Origin of the sequence: Stutzerimonas sp. Brlt_14 (assembly GCF_051948915.1) — a bacterium.
GTDB lineage: Bacteria > Pseudomonadota > Gammaproteobacteria > Pseudomonadales > Pseudomonadaceae > Stutzerimonas > Stutzerimonas stutzeri.
The window spans coordinates 211649-227829 of sequence record NZ_JAYJLM010000005.1 but is presented as its reverse complement, the minus strand read 5'-3'; the positions used below and the strand labels follow the sequence as shown (position 1 = coordinate 227829).

The 16181-nt window shown below is 57.5% G+C and carries 14 protein-coding genes; 8 read left to right on the top strand and 6 right to left on the bottom strand.

Annotated elements, in window-relative coordinates; all coding sequences use genetic code 11:
• The first annotated feature begins 62 nt into the window (after positions 1-62).
• The 8 genes from VF716_RS14220 (at position 63) to VF716_RS14185 (ending at position 5928) form a co-directional block, all read left to right on the top strand.
• A complete protein-coding gene (locus tag VF716_RS14220) occupies positions 63-1466 on the top strand; it encodes a tyrosine-type recombinase/integrase (RefSeq protein WP_014596258.1) in 1404 nt (467 codons plus the stop codon).
• A complete protein-coding gene (locus VF716_RS14215; protein WP_020307377.1) occupies positions 1463-1984 on the top strand; it encodes a hypothetical protein in 522 nt (173 codons plus the stop codon). The genes VF716_RS14220 and VF716_RS14215 overlap by 4 nt, the downstream gene beginning before the upstream one ends.
• A gap of 102 nt (positions 1985-2086) precedes the next feature.
• Entirely contained in the window at positions 2087-2362 is a 276-nt protein-coding gene (locus tag VF716_RS14210) for a helix-turn-helix domain-containing protein (RefSeq protein WP_014596256.1), read from the top strand.
• The gene (locus tag VF716_RS14205; protein ID WP_020307376.1) at positions 2362-2667 is read left to right on the top strand and encodes a hypothetical protein; all 306 of its coding nucleotides are present in this window, start codon (positions 2362-2364) and stop codon (positions 2665-2667) included. Before VF716_RS14210 ends, VF716_RS14205 begins: the two co-directional genes overlap by 1 nt.
• 3 nt (positions 2668-2670) lie before the next feature.
• Entirely contained in the window at positions 2671-2820 is a 150-nt protein-coding gene (locus VF716_RS14200) for a hypothetical protein (protein ID WP_014596255.1), read from the top strand.
• Positions 2817-3692 carry a toprim domain-containing protein gene (locus tag VF716_RS14195; protein ID WP_011912654.1) on the top strand — a complete coding sequence of 292 codons (876 nt, stop codon included), beginning with the start codon at positions 2817-2819 and terminating at the stop codon, positions 3690-3692. The genes VF716_RS14200 and VF716_RS14195 overlap by 4 nt, the downstream gene beginning before the upstream one ends.
• Positions 3692-5320: a YfjI family protein gene (locus VF716_RS14190; protein WP_014596253.1), complete on the top strand. Its 1629-nt coding sequence runs from the start codon at positions 3692-3694 to the stop codon at positions 5318-5320. The genes VF716_RS14195 and VF716_RS14190 overlap by 1 nt, the downstream gene beginning before the upstream one ends.
• A 317-nt stretch (positions 5321-5637) precedes the next feature.
• Positions 5638-5928, top strand: a complete 291-nt coding sequence (locus tag VF716_RS14185; protein ID WP_011912652.1) for a hypothetical protein — start codon at positions 5638-5640, stop codon at positions 5926-5928.
• Positions 5929-6196: 268 nt separating this feature from the next.
• Here the strand turns inward: VF716_RS14185 and VF716_RS14180 are convergent, their stop codons facing one another.
• From VF716_RS14180 to zorA, 6 genes are all read right to left on the bottom strand, one after another.
• Positions 6197-6388: a hypothetical protein gene (locus VF716_RS14180; protein WP_232102377.1), complete on the bottom strand. Its 192-nt coding sequence runs from the start codon at positions 6386-6388 to the stop codon at positions 6197-6199.
• Between the two features lie 642 nt (positions 6389-7030).
• Positions 7031-7504: a hypothetical protein gene (locus tag VF716_RS14175; RefSeq protein WP_011912650.1), complete on the bottom strand. Its 474-nt coding sequence runs from the start codon at positions 7502-7504 to the stop codon at positions 7031-7033.
• 249 nt (positions 7505-7753) lie between these two features.
• A complete protein-coding gene (locus tag VF716_RS14170; RefSeq protein WP_011912649.1) occupies positions 7754-10792 on the bottom strand; it encodes a DEAD/DEAH box helicase in 3039 nt (1012 codons plus the stop codon).
• The gene (locus VF716_RS14165; protein ID WP_125912228.1) at positions 10792-13047 is read right to left on the bottom strand and encodes an EH signature domain-containing protein; all 2256 of its coding nucleotides are present in this window, start codon (positions 13045-13047) and stop codon (positions 10792-10794) included. The genes VF716_RS14170 and VF716_RS14165 overlap by 1 nt, the downstream gene beginning before the upstream one ends.
• On the bottom strand, positions 13044-13808 hold the full coding sequence (locus VF716_RS14160; protein WP_011912645.1) for an OmpA/MotB family protein: 765 nt from the start codon (positions 13806-13808) through the stop codon (positions 13044-13046). Before VF716_RS14160 ends, VF716_RS14165 begins: the two co-directional genes overlap by 4 nt.
• On the bottom strand, positions 13808-16153 hold the full coding sequence (gene zorA / locus VF716_RS14155) for an anti-phage ZorAB system protein ZorA (RefSeq protein WP_049325622.1): 2346 nt from the start codon (positions 16151-16153) through the stop codon (positions 13808-13810). The genes VF716_RS14160 and zorA overlap by 1 nt, the downstream gene beginning before the upstream one ends.
• Between the last annotated feature and the right edge of the window lie 28 nt (positions 16154-16181).

Sequence of the window (16181 nt, the reverse complement as noted above, 5' to 3'; positions counted from 1 at the left end):
AAATATCCATATTTCGACCAAATACGTAACCCCAGCGTAACCCCAGAATCGGCGAGGAAGGCATGACCGGCGCGACCCACATTGCGTTCAGCAAAGAAAGGCTGCTGGCGCTACCACCGCCCGAGGCAGGAAAGCGTGCCACTTATCACGACACCAAGATACAGGGGCTACAGCTTCGAGTGTCGCCAAGCGGGGTAAAGACGTTTTCCCTTTATCGACGCATGAAAGGTGGCCAGCCCGAGCGCGTTACCCTTGGCCGATTCCCTGCCATGACTGTCGAGCAGGCGCGCAAACACGCCTCTGCCGTTAATGCCGAAATCGAAGCGGGCGGAAACCCAGCAGCAGCCCGTCGAGCTATCCGAGTGGAGCAAAGTTTCGGCGAGGTATTCGATGACTTCCTCAAGAAAAAGCGCAAGCGCGACGGCACACCACTTGGCGAGCGTACGAAGCGCGATTATTCGGACGTGTTACGCCTGTACCTCGAGCCAATCAAGGCAAGGAAGCTTTCGCAGATTACGCGCGCCGATATCAAGGCGATCCACGCCAAGGTCACCAAGAGGAGCGCCGCGCAAGCCGATCGCGCACTTGCTGTCGTTTCTTCGGTTTTCAGCTACGCCGCGGACATGGAGCTATTCGAAGGTACCAGTCCCGCAAGCCGCATCCAGAAGAACCATGCGCCATCTCGTGACCGCTTCGCCCAAGGGGTAGAACTGCCCTACCTATTTGAAGCAATCGGCGAGTCGAGCTTGAGTGATTTTTTTCTGCTAGCACTGCTAACCGGGGCGCGGCGCTCAAATGTACAGGCGATGGCCTGGCGCGACCTCGACCTAGAGGCTCATGTCTGGCGCATCGGCATGACCAAGAATGGCACTCCGCAGAACGTGACTCTGTCCCCCGAGGCAGTCTCCGTTCTACGCGCCCGCAAACAAACAAGCTCCGCGTCAGCTTTCGTATTTCCAGGCGACGGCAAGACTGGCCACCTAGTCGAACCCAAGAAAGCTTGGGCCGCCATCCTGCGGCGCGCCAGCATGCGTCGTCTGCTCGACCGTATGGAAGAACTGGGCAAACTGACCGCCGAGGAGCGCCAGCAGGCAAACGCGGAAGTCATCGTCGCGGCAGCCGCAGCGGAGGAACGTTATCGAGGCATAGCCGATACGCTAAATATTGACCCGGCGCTCTACGACATGACTGATCTACGCATCCATGATTTGCGGCGCACGCTTGGGAGCTGGCAAGCCAAGACCGGGGCGTCGCTGTCCATTATTGGAAAGTCGCTTAACCACAAGACCCACCAAGCAACGGCCATCTACGCCCGTCTCGATCTGGACCCGGTACGCCAATCGGTTAATACGGCAACACAGGCAATGCTAGCGGCTGCCGGGATGAAGCAAGCCGCGAGCGTAGGTGAAGCTACCGAATCGCAACGTTGGGAAGCACTAAATCACCACAGTGGTAACGAAGAATGAATGTCGAAACATTGCTTTCTGAACAGATCAAAGGGCTTAAAGCATCCATTGACCTAATAACTGACGATGCTGCTATGAAAGACCTCTGCGCATCGTTTTTAGCGGACTCGCTCACAGCCTTGTCAGCCGTCCGTGTCGCTCATCCTCAGGCCATTGAGCAAATAAACGTCGTGGCGCTGAGTTTTGCGAATCTCGCTACCTGCTTGAACGCCCATAACGTTTACCAAATACGTGCGCTAAAAAAAGAGAAAAGCGACCGCACGCTTCTGCCGAATGCAATGAAAGAAGCAGCTAGAGGTGCTGCTCAAAGCTGCGCGAACAGTTTATGGAAAGCAGATGAAGCACGGACAATTCGTATTGGACAAATGGCCGAGATGGTTTGGGTGAAGCTCATCGACATGGGCTATCAAAGCGCACTACCAGACAAGGCCGAAAGCATAGTCCCTTGGATCAGGCCCATTGCCGAGAAGGAATACAAGTACGCCATGAAAGGCGGCCGGCCCCGAAAAACCCCCTGACCGTCACGGATACCCCCTTTTCCGTCACGGGTGGGCAATTTTTTTAATGCTTCATTACGCTGAGCATAGCCCCGTCGAGTTCACCAACACGGGGATGTACCTATGACCACGCAGCACGCCGTAAACATTGAAGCCATTATCAAAGCCGAAATCGCCGCCCAGCTCGGCTTTGATCCGGACAACCCTCCTACGCAAGTCAGCGATATACAGGCGGCTGAGGTATTGGGCGCCAAAAAAACCACTTTGGCCGTCTGGCGCTCTACAGGCCGTTACAACCTTCCGTTTGTAAAGGTTGGCCGCCTGGTGCGCTACCGCGTTTCGGACCTTGCAGCGTTCTTGGCGCGTCGCACTGCTGACCATACTGGCGAGGTGCGCTAATGAAAACGCCTCCTCCCGCCAAAGTCCCCAGCAAGACCATGAGCATCTTGGCGTATTTCCTCGCAGGCGCGACTTTGAACCGTTTTGAGGCTGAGCCCCTTGGGGACCACTGCTTGAATAGCACTATCTCTGAACTGGCGAACCGTCGCGGCGTCACCTTAAATCGCACCCCGGAGAAGGTGCCTAACCGCTGGGGCAAGCGTTGCCGCGTCCCCCGCTACAGCGTTCCCGCCACCGAGCGTGAACACGCTAACGCCATCTTGGCGACTCTGGAACGTAACGCGCTCTCCAATCGCGAGGACTGACCCATGCCGAAATCACCAACCCGCCGCAAGGCTGGGACGCCCTCGGCCGCTCTGAAAAAGGCCATTGCCTGGCTTCGCTACCACCCGATGAGTACCGATGTCGTTGGGCTGAGCGTGATTGCCGTGATGCTCATTTGGGGTGCTTTCAAATGATCGAAGCCCATCTTCACGCTGCCATGCAAGCTGTCCACGGCCCGCTTAACTGGCTGCCCAAAGCGGACGGCCAGATCCACCGCTACTACGTCCCTGGTGACCGCGCAGGCACTCGCAACGGTGCTTATGCGCTGTACTCGGACGGAATTGCATCGGGCTGGTTTGGGAGCTTCAAAGAAACAGGTGGTACCACATGGCACACCTGGAGCAGCCGCAACCCCTCCACCCCCTTCGAGCTCGAGTCGATCCGTAGACGTGTCGAGCAGGCCCGCCGTCAACGGGAAGCGGAGCAACTTCACCGCCAGCAGCTTGCTGCGGTCAAATCGATGCGACTGTACGTGCTTGCGGTACCAGCGAAAGCCAGCCATCCCTACCTGGTGAACAAGGGCTGCCAGCCGCATAACCTGCGCCAACTGGAATCGACCCTGCTGGTTCCGCTGTACCACGAGTGCAAGCTGGTCAATCTCCAACGCATCTGCCCGGACGGCACCAAGCGTTTTATGTTTGGTGGCCGCGTGGCTGGCGCGCACAGCCCTATGGGCAAGGTGGAGCCTGGCAAACTGATTTACGTCTGCGAAGGCTGGGCGACAGGCGCCACGATCCACGAGCACACCGATGCCGCCGTGGCCTGCGCAATGAACGCCGGAAACCTGCTGGCTGTCGGTCAGCAGTTGCGCCGCATTCACCCAAATAGTCCTTTGGTCATTGCCGGCGATGACGACCGCCAGACCAAGGGCAATCCGGGGCGCACCTCCGCGGAGCGTGCCGCCGAACAACTCGGCTGTGGCGTCGTGTTCCCGCCATGGAGCGGCGCAGAACCGTTAAGTCTTTCCGACTTCAACGACCTGAAAAACTGGCAGGAGGGGTACTAATGGAGCCGTTCCTAATTCCTGATCCGAGCTACCCCGAACCAACGCCGCTGTTGCCTGAAGTGGAAGCGGCCGTTCCCTATCCGCTGGAAGCCTTGGGCGAAGTACTGGGAGGTGCTGCCGCTGCAATAGTGGAAGCTGTACAAGTGCCTGCGGCGCTTGCGGCACAATCGGTCCTTGCGGCCGCTGCGATGGCGGCACAGCCTCACGGTAACGCCATCCGGGATGGGCAGCCGATCCCCCTGTCGCTGTTTGTGCTTACCGTGGCCGAGTCTGGTGATCGCAAGTCCGCTGCTGACCGCCTGGCTTTGCGCGCGCATCACGAACGACAGAGCGCACTGCTGGAGCGTTATAGCGCCGAGCAGAAGGAGTATCGGGACCAGCGAGACGCGTATCAGTGCGCACGCGCTGCCATTCTGGAAAAAGCAAAAGCCAACCCCGCGGCCGCCGCCGCTGGGTTGGACGCATTGCAAGAACCCGATCCGCCTCCTTTGCCATTCATCCTGGTTGAAGAACCTACCTTGGAGGGACTGCAAAAGTCGCTGCTCCGTGGGTACCCGTCGCAAGGGCTCTTCAGCGATGAAGGTGGGCAGTTTTTTGGAGGTCACGCCAACAAGCCGGAAAACATGCTCAAAAGCGTCGCAGGTCTTTCGAAGCTGTGGGATGGCGCACCAATCACCCGTACCCGTGCCGCCGAGGGCGAGAGCGCATCACGCAGCGGTTGCCGCCTGAGCGCCCACCTTATGATCCAACCCGTCGTTGCGAATAAGGTATTGGGGGACCCGATACTGCGCGGACAGGGATTTCTTGCCCGTTTCTTGGTTGCATGGCCCCAGTCGTTGGCAGGTACGCGTTTTTATCAACATTCGAACTCAAGCCATGATCCGCGCTTGCTGCGGTATTGGGCGCGCATGACCGATCTCCTGCTCCGTGAGCCGCCCATGAACGATCGCGGCGAGCTCGAACCGACTGAGCTGAAGATGGACGCGGACGCCAAAACTGTTTGGATCGCAGCACACGATGCTATCGAGGCGGAATTGGGCCGAAATGGCCGCATGGAAGACATCAAGCCAACAGCCGCCAAGGGCGGAGAAAACATTCTCCGCATTGCTGGTGTGCTCGCCATTACCGAGAGGGCTTCAAGCCTAACCCACCCCATTATTGAGCGCGCCGTGACGCTGGTGAGCTGGTATCTCGGCGAGGCACTGCGCCTGGCCTATCCGGCAACGTTGGATCCGCAGCTGCTCCAGGCGCATCGGTTAATCAGCTGGCTAATCCAGAACCACTGGGAAACTTTCGACGCTAGAACCTTGCAGCGTCGAGGGCCGACGGTTGCCCGACAGAGCGCCAAGCATCGAGACGCACTACTTACCCTACTTGTAGAACACCACTACTTATTCGCCGAAGGGGTTAACCGGTACCGCGTCAATCCAGCTGCGACAACCGCGACATTTGCGACAGCCCACGACAACCATGAGACAGGCGGCTGCGACACGCTTGCGACAGCCAGCGACAAACCCACTGATTGTGATCCTTTGTCGCAATCTGTCGCAGGTCTGTCGCAACACCCCCCACCAGTAACTACGACAGCTGTCGCAGTTGTCGCGGATGTCGCAGCGCTCGATCAATAAAACCGGAGCAAACCTGATGGAAACAAATCAGCAAGTCGAACCTCGCCACAAGGAACCTGGTGACCAACCGTTGCGCAAAAAGCAACAAGCCCCGAATTCCTTAGCGCCACCGTGTTAACAGCCTGCCATAAGTTAGATCACGCTCAGATCACAGAACTGGTCACTGAACTCAAGGAGCAAACCGCTGCTGTTCATACAGACAATATGTCGCGGCCGGAAAGCATGCTCATTGCTCAGGCCCACGCCTTGGATGGGCTATTTGCAAAGCTCGCTAGTCGTGCGTTTCCGTTAAGTCACTAGACGTGATGGAGCGCTACATGCGTCTGGCACTGAAGGCGCAGAACCAAACGCGTACGACACTGCAGACCCTAGCAGAGCTGAAAGCGCCGAAGCAGATCGCTTTCGTACGGCAAGCGAACATTGGCAATCAAGTGCAGGTGAACAATGGGACCGTGCCCACGCGCGCACGTGAAATCCGAAACGGGCCAAACGAACTATTGGAGGTTACATATGGCGAACGGCTGGACACCCGAGCGACGTGCGCGCCAGGCGGCGTTGATACAACAATGGAAGCCGTGGGAGCAAAGCACCGTCCCAGCGAGCGCTGAGGGTAAAACCTGCGCCTCACGCAATGCCTGGAAAGGGGAATTCGACCGCAGCTGCGCGAGCTGAGACAGTTACTCCGGGACCAGGAACAGCTGCTACGCAACCTTCAATAGCAATGTGTCACCTAGCTCACAGCGGACGCTCTCCTCAGCCATAGTCATAGCGACGCTCGAGAAAGTAGATTCGGGCGTCGCTACTGGCACGGGAACTCGCCAACTCGCTCGCTCCGATTCTACGTCGAGGTTACATAGTGAGTGGCAAATGTAAGCACTAGCTAGACTGCCGTGGCGCCGGGCGCTGCTCCGTGTTCAGCTCTGAGCTGTTTGGTGGAAGGATGTAATCGCCGTTCTCGTCCAGTTGTGCCAGCTGCTCCGGCGTCGGCTTGGGCAGCATATCCATTGCCTCAGCGAACGTCGCCCCGTTCTTGAGCGCATTAAGCGCTGCTCGCTCCGCCTTGCTCATTGCCACTGCCATTGCCATTGCTGCCGAGCTCCGGTCCGTTGCTAGGCTATCGAAATGCCGAGACCTGCGGTCGAGAAAACCACTACGAGCACGCGAGGGGCGGCAAACAGGTTGGAACAAGGGTATCCGCGGCGCCCGACATGCTCTAACTTCGTCAATCCAGGCCGTTGCACGGAGCAGTGCCAGTGAACATCCGCCATGCGATTCGTCGCCGACATGACGCGCTCATGCGCCTATGGAGTTTTCACATTAAGGGGAAGATGCCGAACAGATCTTTCAACGGAGCCTTTGTTCATCTCCCTGATGGCGGTTTGCACTGGTGTCCACCAGTTGAGGAGGAGCCAGGGACAGATGGAGTCCCATCCCACCACAGCATCACGCGGGCAACTAGCGAGCCCCTATAGCGGTTGCGTTCGCGAGCCAATGGACGCATGTTACCCTGTACCGTCGGGACCACTTCCAAACTCCAGAAGTTGTCCGCTAGAGGCTGAGTAAGGAATTTCGAGCCTGGTACGCAACGCGGTCAAAGGGCCATTTGCTTGCGTACCACCTTGCGTACCAAGTTTGCGTACCGATAGGCAGCTCTCTTCTCATCTAATCCAAGAAAATTGCCTATCTCTCGCCATCACCGATACTCCTGGCTCAGCACGTGGGCAAAAATCGCTGAATGACCTCAACCGGCGCCCGTACATGACGCTCAGAGCGATGCGGCGCGAACCCAAGCGCAGCAGCAAAAGCGGAGCTGTTCGGGTTCATTGACTCGATTCCTATATGCGTAAAGCCAACTCTATCCGCATTGCTCACAAAGAAAGACATGAGATGCGTGCCATGCCCCTTCCGCTGCTGATGGAAGCCAATCTTTGCGATTACAAGAGTATCGCTGGGCCAGAGCTCACAATTTGGAGGCGTAACGCGAAGGTAAAGATCGTACTTCTTCCGCCGAGCTGAAACTAAGTAGCGCGGCATACCGAACGTAACAGCTGGGGATTTATAACCGAACCGCTGTTTTAAATAGTCTTCGAGCATCATTGCCAGTTTCTCGGCATTTCTGATGCTATGCCTTTCCAACGCTTTATCATCTCCCCGCATTTCTGCCTGAACTGATAGATCACCCATCGCTTCAGCTCCCATATCTCATGATGTCTCGTAGGCTGCTCTAGCGATATCTAGCATACCAACGCAAGATTAGCGGTCCTGGCTGAGGAAGGTGGGTCACAGTATCGTTACAGAAGGGATGGAATAGCGCGGCCCGAGGTCCGATGTCGTTGTTTAGCAGACAGTGCAACGGTCGCTTGACTGCCCCTTGGGCGAATGCGGACATTGCAGCAAGCCCCAGCTTCCTGCCAGGCCCGCCCATAACGTGAACTAAAGCCCCATCGAGTGGATCATCTCGCTCTCACTTACAGCTTCTGGTGTCACCACAGCATCTTTGAGCATCAACTTTCCGCGCAGCAGCCGATCCAGATGCACATCGAAAGAATCGAATTGCGGATGTGTTACGGCGGGCAGATGGATAAATACCTCCTTCTGCTGCCCGATGCGATAGACACGGTCAGAGGCCTGCGCCTCTTTTGCTGGGTTCCAGTGCCGTTCCAGGTGAACAACGTGGTTAGCTCCGACAACCGTCAACCCTACACCCGCTGCGACCGGCGACATGACCAGTACGTTGAAGCCTGACTTCGCTTCAAATGCTGAAATGAGCTTCTTACGGGTCATTTCCTCCGCTTTGGTAGCTACCGCTTTTGTATCTCCGTTGATAACGGCAATGTCTAGGCCGTAGATCTGATCAAGCCACAGTTTTAGAACCCTTTGCAGGCGCTTAGTCATCATGAACAGGATGACCTTTTCGCCCTTATCCCGAATTTCGTCCAGCAGTTTGAGCATTACGGCTAGCTTGCCTGACTCGGACATCAACTGGCGCGCATGGTGGCCGTCCCGACTGTAGAGAGATGGTTCATCATCCAAACGAGGGTGCAACGATACGGAGCGCAACTGCGTAAGCGCCGCTAGAGCCGAACCACGCATGTCATCTGCGCTGGCGCGTCGAGCACGGTATCCATCTAGCACATCGTCATACACCTGCAGTTGAATCCCGCGCATTGAGACACCCAACTCAGGCGCGTAACGCTGAATGCCTCGATCGACCTGCTCTACCCCACTACGGATAGTTTTGCTGGGCAGGCCTTTGAGCTGGTCTTCCTTCACACGACGCAGCATGAACGGCCCGACCGCCTTGCGCAGTTGCTCACCCAGACGAACACGGACCTCGTCGCGCTCCTCCTCCCCGGCCGAGAGAATCGGCTTGATCCAAGTGTCTCGGTAGTTTTCCCAGCTGCCAAACAACCCTGGCTGAGCCGTATCCATCAAACACCAGAAGTCGCCGAGGCTGTTCTCCACGGGCGTGCCTGTGGCCAACAATTTGAAGTCAGCCTTTAACCCCTTTGCCGCACGGGTTTGCAGTGCGTTAGGGTTCTTGATGTTCTGCGCCTCGTCGAAAATGACCATGCCCCAGTCGATCCTGCACAGAGAAAACTGGTAGTCACGCAGCGTCTGGTACGTTGTTAGAACCAAACGACGGTCCATATCCAGACGTTGAGCACCCGCCTCCGGGCCAATGGTCAACGCATAACGAATGCTCTGGGCATCCATCATGCCGTCATCATCGGCCAGGGCAGCCAGTTGAACAGACTCTCTCTCGGCGCCCTTGACGCGGTAGCGGTTCAAGTCTCGTCCAGCTTGCAGCACCACGAGATCGCGGAACGGAATGCTTAGAAAGGTCTTTCCAACTTCGTCTTCCCAGTTTTCCAACAGGCTAAGTGGTGCGACTACCAGGACTGGTTTTTGCGGCTTTTCGCTTCGGCGCTGGGCTGCCATGTATTCACCGATTGCGACCAGCGACATGTATGTTTTGCCCAGCCCCATATCGTCGGCGAGCAGGCTGCCCTGTAGCCGATAGAGGTCATCATGATCGTCAGATAACGCGGCGTTCATCAGCCTGAGCATCCACTCAATACCTTCGACCTGATGCGGGAATGGCTGCCGCGCATAAGCGGACCAGTCCGGTGCTTCCAGTAAGCGAGCGTTGCTGGCTTTTGCCAGTAGTGTCGAGTTGATTTCGCCGGCATCCTTAAGAATGACAGCAACCTTCTCCTTGGGCTCGTCAAAGAGGTCTTCAGCTGCGGCCGGCGGCTCCGACAACTCGGGCTTCTCGAGCGTCTCTTTCACCCGTTCCAATTGACGCGCCACAAGCGGCGCGTCTGAAATGTCGATGACCTCACCAGCAAAACTGAGACTCGTCGCACCCTGCTCTATCGCGGACCGCAGCACCTCCTCAAAACGCTCCAACTCCTCCGGCGTCTGAACCAACTTCGGGATGATCTCCGCTGGCGCGGGGCGCTTATCCAAGGCAAACCAATCATTCTTAGCCGTATCCAACGTGCCAAAGTCCATATGCTGCAGCTTGCCAATGCCAGCTACGCGGACTGAGAAACCGACCTCGAGATTTACCAGTGCAGCATCCAGAAAGGCCGTAGGCGAGGCGATGAACTCGGCGACCTTATCTGGCGGGATTCGTTTGTTGACCAGCACATTGCGAATGCCGTCCATCTTGGCCTGATCGAGCAGCACCACACGATTGTCGATTCGCAACACACCCCCGTCAGCGCTCATGTCGAGCTGCGACCAGCGCTTCTCCAGCTGATCGGGCGTCGATCCATCCCCCAGACTCGGGCACAGCATCAGGCTACCGTCTGGCAGTCGGGTCGCAATGACGCCAACATTTTCCGGAACGACAACATCAAGCCGATCGAAATGACTCAGATCGATGCGCATACCGCTTCGGGCAGCTGTCTGTAGCTCGGCCATCAAACGAAGGTTAGCCGCCTCCCCTCGCTGTGCAGGCTCGAGAGACTCATGCTTTTCCCAAGCCATCAGCCCCATCAGCTCAGCTGGCGTAAGCCAGTAACGCTCGGTACTCGTCAGACACAAATACGGGCCTTTGCGCGAGAAAGGTGTGAGGCCTTCAGCCACTTCAACGGCAAGCCCAACGCGAAAGCCGCTGTTACCTGTGCGCCCGCTGATGGAAGTCTGAAAGCGCCCCATGAACCGCCGTGGCAGCCGCAGAATATCGGCCTGCTCACTGTCCATACCGGCAATATCTTCAGCGCCGATATGAAAGCCGTTGGCCGTATGCTCTGCTATGCCCTGCTCAGAGAGCATGTTCAGGACAATCAGCTGAATTTTCTGCAGCGCGTTGCCCTTGCCTTCCTGCAACGCTTTGAACGTCTGGACGGGAAGATAAAAATTGACTCCGTTGGAGTCTGCACTCGACGCAAACCCCTCCTGACTACCGACCGCCACATCACGTTCGCCAATCAACGACTTCAGAACATCGAAAAGTCTCATTACTGCTCTCTCCCCTCAGCCTCGAACGCTTCCAGCTCCCGTTGAGCCACGCCCGTCAGCTGCCATCCGTACTTGTCATCCTGCGTACAGATCCCTTTCAATGGCCCGTATAGAGCCTGATTTACCAGCCTCGCGTCGACTTCAAGTACATTTGCCGCATAACGAACCTTATCGCCTGGGTTGGCCGCGAAATAACGCAATACGGCCAGCGCAAACGGCTCGAGCCTAGCGACCCTCGAGCCCGCATTTGCGCTTGCATTGGCATTTGCGGCACTCGACACGCTCTGACTTGCGTCTGGTGGCTCCGACCGGACCAGCTCGGCTACTAACTGCTCACCATGGGTCGACAGCAACCACTTCCCCTCTTCGTCCTGCTGGACGTACTGAGAGAGGCTGCTCTCCAACATTGTTTTCACGTTCAACACATTGCCGCCCTGGTTGCTTACTGCTTCCAGCAACGCATAGAAACCGCAACGTGGATGAGTCTCGAGATAACGCAGGGCCGCCAGCTGGAGAGAGCTAAAAGGCGGCAGCTTCGTTCGTTGCAGAACCGGGTTGTCGCGCCCGGAGGCAACGGCGCTTGAACTCACCGCACCATTTGCAGCCACTGATACATCAGCTGAACGCCGTGGTGGGGTTGGCACATCGGCGTTGCGTGACGGCAGCGCCGCAGCGTGTTCAGTTCCTTGTTGAGCAGCCGTCGGCGCTCGCGCTACCGCTTTGGCCCATTCTTTCGCCGGAGCAGGAACCACCGTGCGCTTGGCACTTACGGCAGGGATCCCGAATTTACGAAGCTGAAGGCGATAGTCCTCAGCGCTCAGAAGCTGCTCGACATCAAGAGCAATGCCATTCTCGGCCAGGAAGGTGAAGACCTTGTTCTGCCAGGCGTGTGGGGTGTGCACAAAAGCATCGTAAGGCAACCCAGGGTAGAGTTTCTTATAAGTCCCGGGGACCGTGGTGGTCAGGTCTTGATGACTGAAGGTATTGCGCTCATAAGTTCTGAGGGTTTCGCCAGGCGCTGCCAGGTAGACCCAGATCTTGAAACTATGTGAGCCCTCAACCAGATGGAAGTCACCGCAGTCCAGATAGATCACGGCCTTGTCATTCATCGGCCCATCCATTCGCGCGAAGCTGGTCTTAACGTCCTTGCCCAGGATTCGCTTGACCGACTGTTGTGCCTTGCCGCCCAGTAGGAGGCGAGTGTTACGAATTAACTTCAGCTTGAAGAGCCCTTCAAGGAATCGCTTGCGGGCGGGGAACATCCGCTGCATTTCCATATTGGCTGTTTCAAGCCCGTATTGCTCAACGGCCTGCAGGAACAGCCGCAGGTCCTCTTTGGATAACCAGCCCCGAACCTTTTGAATGCGCTCTTCGCCCAACGGCTGCCACCACTCCCGGAAGTTCACCGCGGAGCTGGAGATACGAGGGTCCCCTGCCAGGTTGAGGATAAAGTTCTGCCAGACTTCGCCGGCTTCCTGGCCGGCACGATCAATGAGGATCTCAAGCGCAACATGGCCGATACGCCGCGCGCCTTCGAATGGCGCCTTGGCAACGGATGGCTTTAGCAGCTCATCCAACACTGGATCAGAGTCGCCAAGGGGCAAGTGTCGCAACGTTTCGAGATAAAAGTGCGCCCGGCAGATATCGCCATATCGGCCATCATCAAAGCCGTGCAGACCGAGTTCGATGAACGTCTCGCCAAGCTCACGTCCGCCTTGACGCACTCGTTCAGCGAGATGACGTGGACCATCGAGGCTCAGCAACCAATGCCCCTCGCGCTTGAGCGTAACCAGCGGATCGGCCCTTGATGTCTGGATTTTCGAGGGCGGGATTAGGTCAAGCTGCTGTAACAGGCTCCGCTCCAAAAGCTCGCGCAGCCCTTCCTTCTCATCCAGCCGATCGAATCGTCGGAAATACAGCTGTACCAATTGCTGCAGCGTCATACGGGTGAGACGTGGTTGCTGCGCCCTCAGCAAGGTGGTTAGCAAGCGTGCGTTGAGTAATTCGACTACTTCGTCGTTGAGCCACAACGAAGTCAGCGCGCGAGCCGTTATCCGGCGCTTTAACAACTCTGGCAGCACATCACAGCGCAGCGTGAAGGCCATCCGACGCAGTTCAGCGCACATGCGCTCAAACGCATCATTGTTTCCGGCCTCCGTCTCCATAGTGGCAGCCTTTTTTGCCAGTACAGTCCAGCGCTCGAGCATCTGAGCGCCCCAGCTGGCCGCAGGAAACTCTACTGGAGGCAGCCTCATGGCTTGGCCTCCCCCAGCCGCTCCTTGACTTGCTCGTACTGGGCGCTATCCGGACGACGGATGGTGAAACGAATGTCGATTCGGCGATTACGTTTGAAGTCTTCCTCCGTGACCTGATCGGCCACGGCCGGACGCGTTTCGCCATACCCGCTGACCGAGAACAGCGGTTTTCCGTCCTTGTTGTTCAGGCGCGACAACTGCTCCTCGCGCGCCAAGGCGTCCCCCCAGAACTGCCAGAGCGAAATAGCACGAAAGGTGGAAAGCCCCCAGTTGCCTTTGCCCATGAATCCCGGCAACGGGCGATTATCCGTGTGGCCCTCGATAAAAATCGTGTCCAGGAATTCCACCCGGTCATCACGCGAGATCACCTCATTGATGACCTTGCCGATCTCAAGCGCTCGCGCCTGATAGGCCGAATGGATTTCATAGGCACCGGTATCGAAGCCAAGAAGGTCGTTGGGAATACTCAGCACCGTGTGATTCTCGCTGACCTCCACCTTGATGCCGCGCCTGCGTAGTGCCTCAACTGCCTCATCGAGGATGGTGCGGCGCACTTGCTCCGCCTTTTTCAGCTCTTCGATTTCCTGTTCGAACTGGACCTGCCGCTCCTCCAACTTCTGCTGAATGTCCATCAGCTGCAGGATCAGGATCACCGAGGCCAGAATGAAGATCACCAGCAGCGCCGACATAATGTCCGAGAAGGACATCCAGTACGGGTTTTCCTCATCGACGGCCACGTCATGCGACTTGCGAAAGCGCATCAGCGTGCCTCCAGCTCATCCAGAATCCCGCTCACCGCCTGGACGTTGCGATGCATCTGATCGGCATAGGCAAGCGAGACCTCGTTCCACTTGTTCATGCGGTCCTCAGTCTGCATACGCACTTCGGAGGCGTAGCTACGCAGCCACTCTTCAGCCTGCTTTTCAACTGCCTCCACTTGGGCACGCAGCGTCTCACCCAGCGTTGTAAATTCATGCCTTACGCCGGACAGGAATTCCTGCTGCGTCTGTTTCATGTCACCAAAGCCATTGCGTGCTTCACTTGCGGCCTGCTCGAAGCGCTGCGCGCCTTCGAGTAGTGCCGCCTGCAGCTGCGACAGCGAACTTGCCTGGCCCTGCAGTTGTGCAGCCAACGCGGCATTTTGTGTGCTCGCAGCTTCCACGCTCTGGGTTACTGCCTCCAGGCGCTGGCCCAGCGCATCAGCGGCCTGGCGAAGGTTGGCAGAAAGCAGGCCCAACTGATTGGCGCTGCTATCCATGTGCTTGCTGCTGGTCGCGGCCGCTTCAGTAGCCTGTTGCAGGCGCGTCATCAGCTGCTGATGCTGCTCAGCCATTTGCCTGCTCTGCTGCTGGGTAACCTGAACGGCGGACGCGATACCTGCCAGCAACTCCTGCTGCTGCGCAGCCATGTTTTCCAATTGTTCGTTACAGCGCTGCTGGCGGCTCTGTTCACGCTGCTCCGCCTGCACGCCGTACCCGCTGACCTGCTCATTGAAACTGCCGAGCAGCTTGCTGACCGTTTCCTCGAGATTGCGCTGTTGCGTCGCAGCGGCTTCGGCAATGGCGCCAATCTGCTGTTGGCTGGTCTGGCCCAGATTGCCGATCAGCTGCTGCTGTTGCGCCAGTACCGCCGCTTGCTGCTCCTCGTGGCGCTGTGCCCTGGCCTGCTCACGCTGCTCGGCGGCCCCCATCTGCGTATCGAGCTGCGTGTTCAGGTTCATCATCAACCGGGAGAACACCTTCTCCAGGTTGTTATGCCGCTCATTGCCCGCCTCGGCCATCACTCGCATCTGGTCCTGAGTGGAACTGGAGAACTTCTCCAGAAGCGCCGCCTGATTGGCACTGGACTCACTCAGCAAACGCTCGAACATCGCCTGCCGCTCTTCATCGCGGCGCTGCGCAGAGCCCAACTGCCCCTGCAACTGGCTCGACAGTCCGGCCATCAGCTCGCTGAAACGCTGCTCCAGCTGTTCCTGCCGCTGATCTGCAGAGCCAGCAATGCGTTGCAATTGAGCTTCGAACTGGCTGCTCTGCTGCTGCGCAACCTCCATCTGCCGTCCCTGTTGCTCGCTCAAACTGGTGAACAGCTGGTTCAGGCGCTCACTCATGCCGCTTACAGCCGCGTTCACGTCGGCAGCGGCCTGTTGCATCTGGCTGCCCTGCTCCCGGCCAACCGACGTCATACCGTCCATGAAGCTTCCAACCAGGGTTTCCAGCACCTGGGTAGATTGCTGGCTGGTAGTGCTGACCAACGTCTGAATAGCGGGAGCCATGATATTGTTCAGTGCATCGGTCAGCGCTGTCTGCATGGCCTCATTCATGCCATTGAGGGTTTCCTGCAGCCGATCGCCAATGCGCTCGTGCAATTCCTGCAGCGCTTCCTTGCTCTCCTTCCCGTATTCCGCGATATGCACCAGCGATTGCTCGGCGGGAATGCGTGGGTAGAGAAAGTCGATATCGTGCTGCAGCCGCTGAATATCATTCAGCGCACTACGCTCGAACATCTTCTCAATGATGTTCAGCAGCAGGCTGAAGGCAACGCCCCACACAGATGTCATGAACGCCACAGCAGCGCCGGAGATCAGCTTGTTGATGCCGCCCTTCAGCGCTTCGATCTCGTCGGACGTACCCACCAGCCCCTCAAGCCCGACGGTCAAACCAACGAAGGTACCCAACACACCGACCGCCACCAGGAAGCTGGGCGCCGCAGCCAGCAGGCGGCTAGCCGTCAGACCACTGGCCAGCGTGCGCGCATTGAAGAAATGCTCGGCATCCAGAGTGTTGAACAGCTTTTGCTGGTCGGACGACTGCACGAGACTTTCATCGAACTCGCGCCAGAGCATGCCGACATTGGATGCCTTCAGTTCCTGTGCCTTGTGCAGCGTTTCTCTTCGGCTGGCAGCCAGGGTGTCCTTGCTCTGCCCGTCCAGCAGCGAGCGCAGTGCACGCATGCGCGCTTTGAAATGCCGGAAATGCAGCATCAAGAAGAACAGCGAAAACCCGAAGATCAGTGCGGTGACCAACCAGAACCAGGCGCTGATGCCGTTAGGGTTGGCGCTGAACATATGGGCGAAATCGGGGATCAGGTGTTGCAGCAAATCCATCATGACCAAAGCGTCCGTTTAAAGCAGAGGG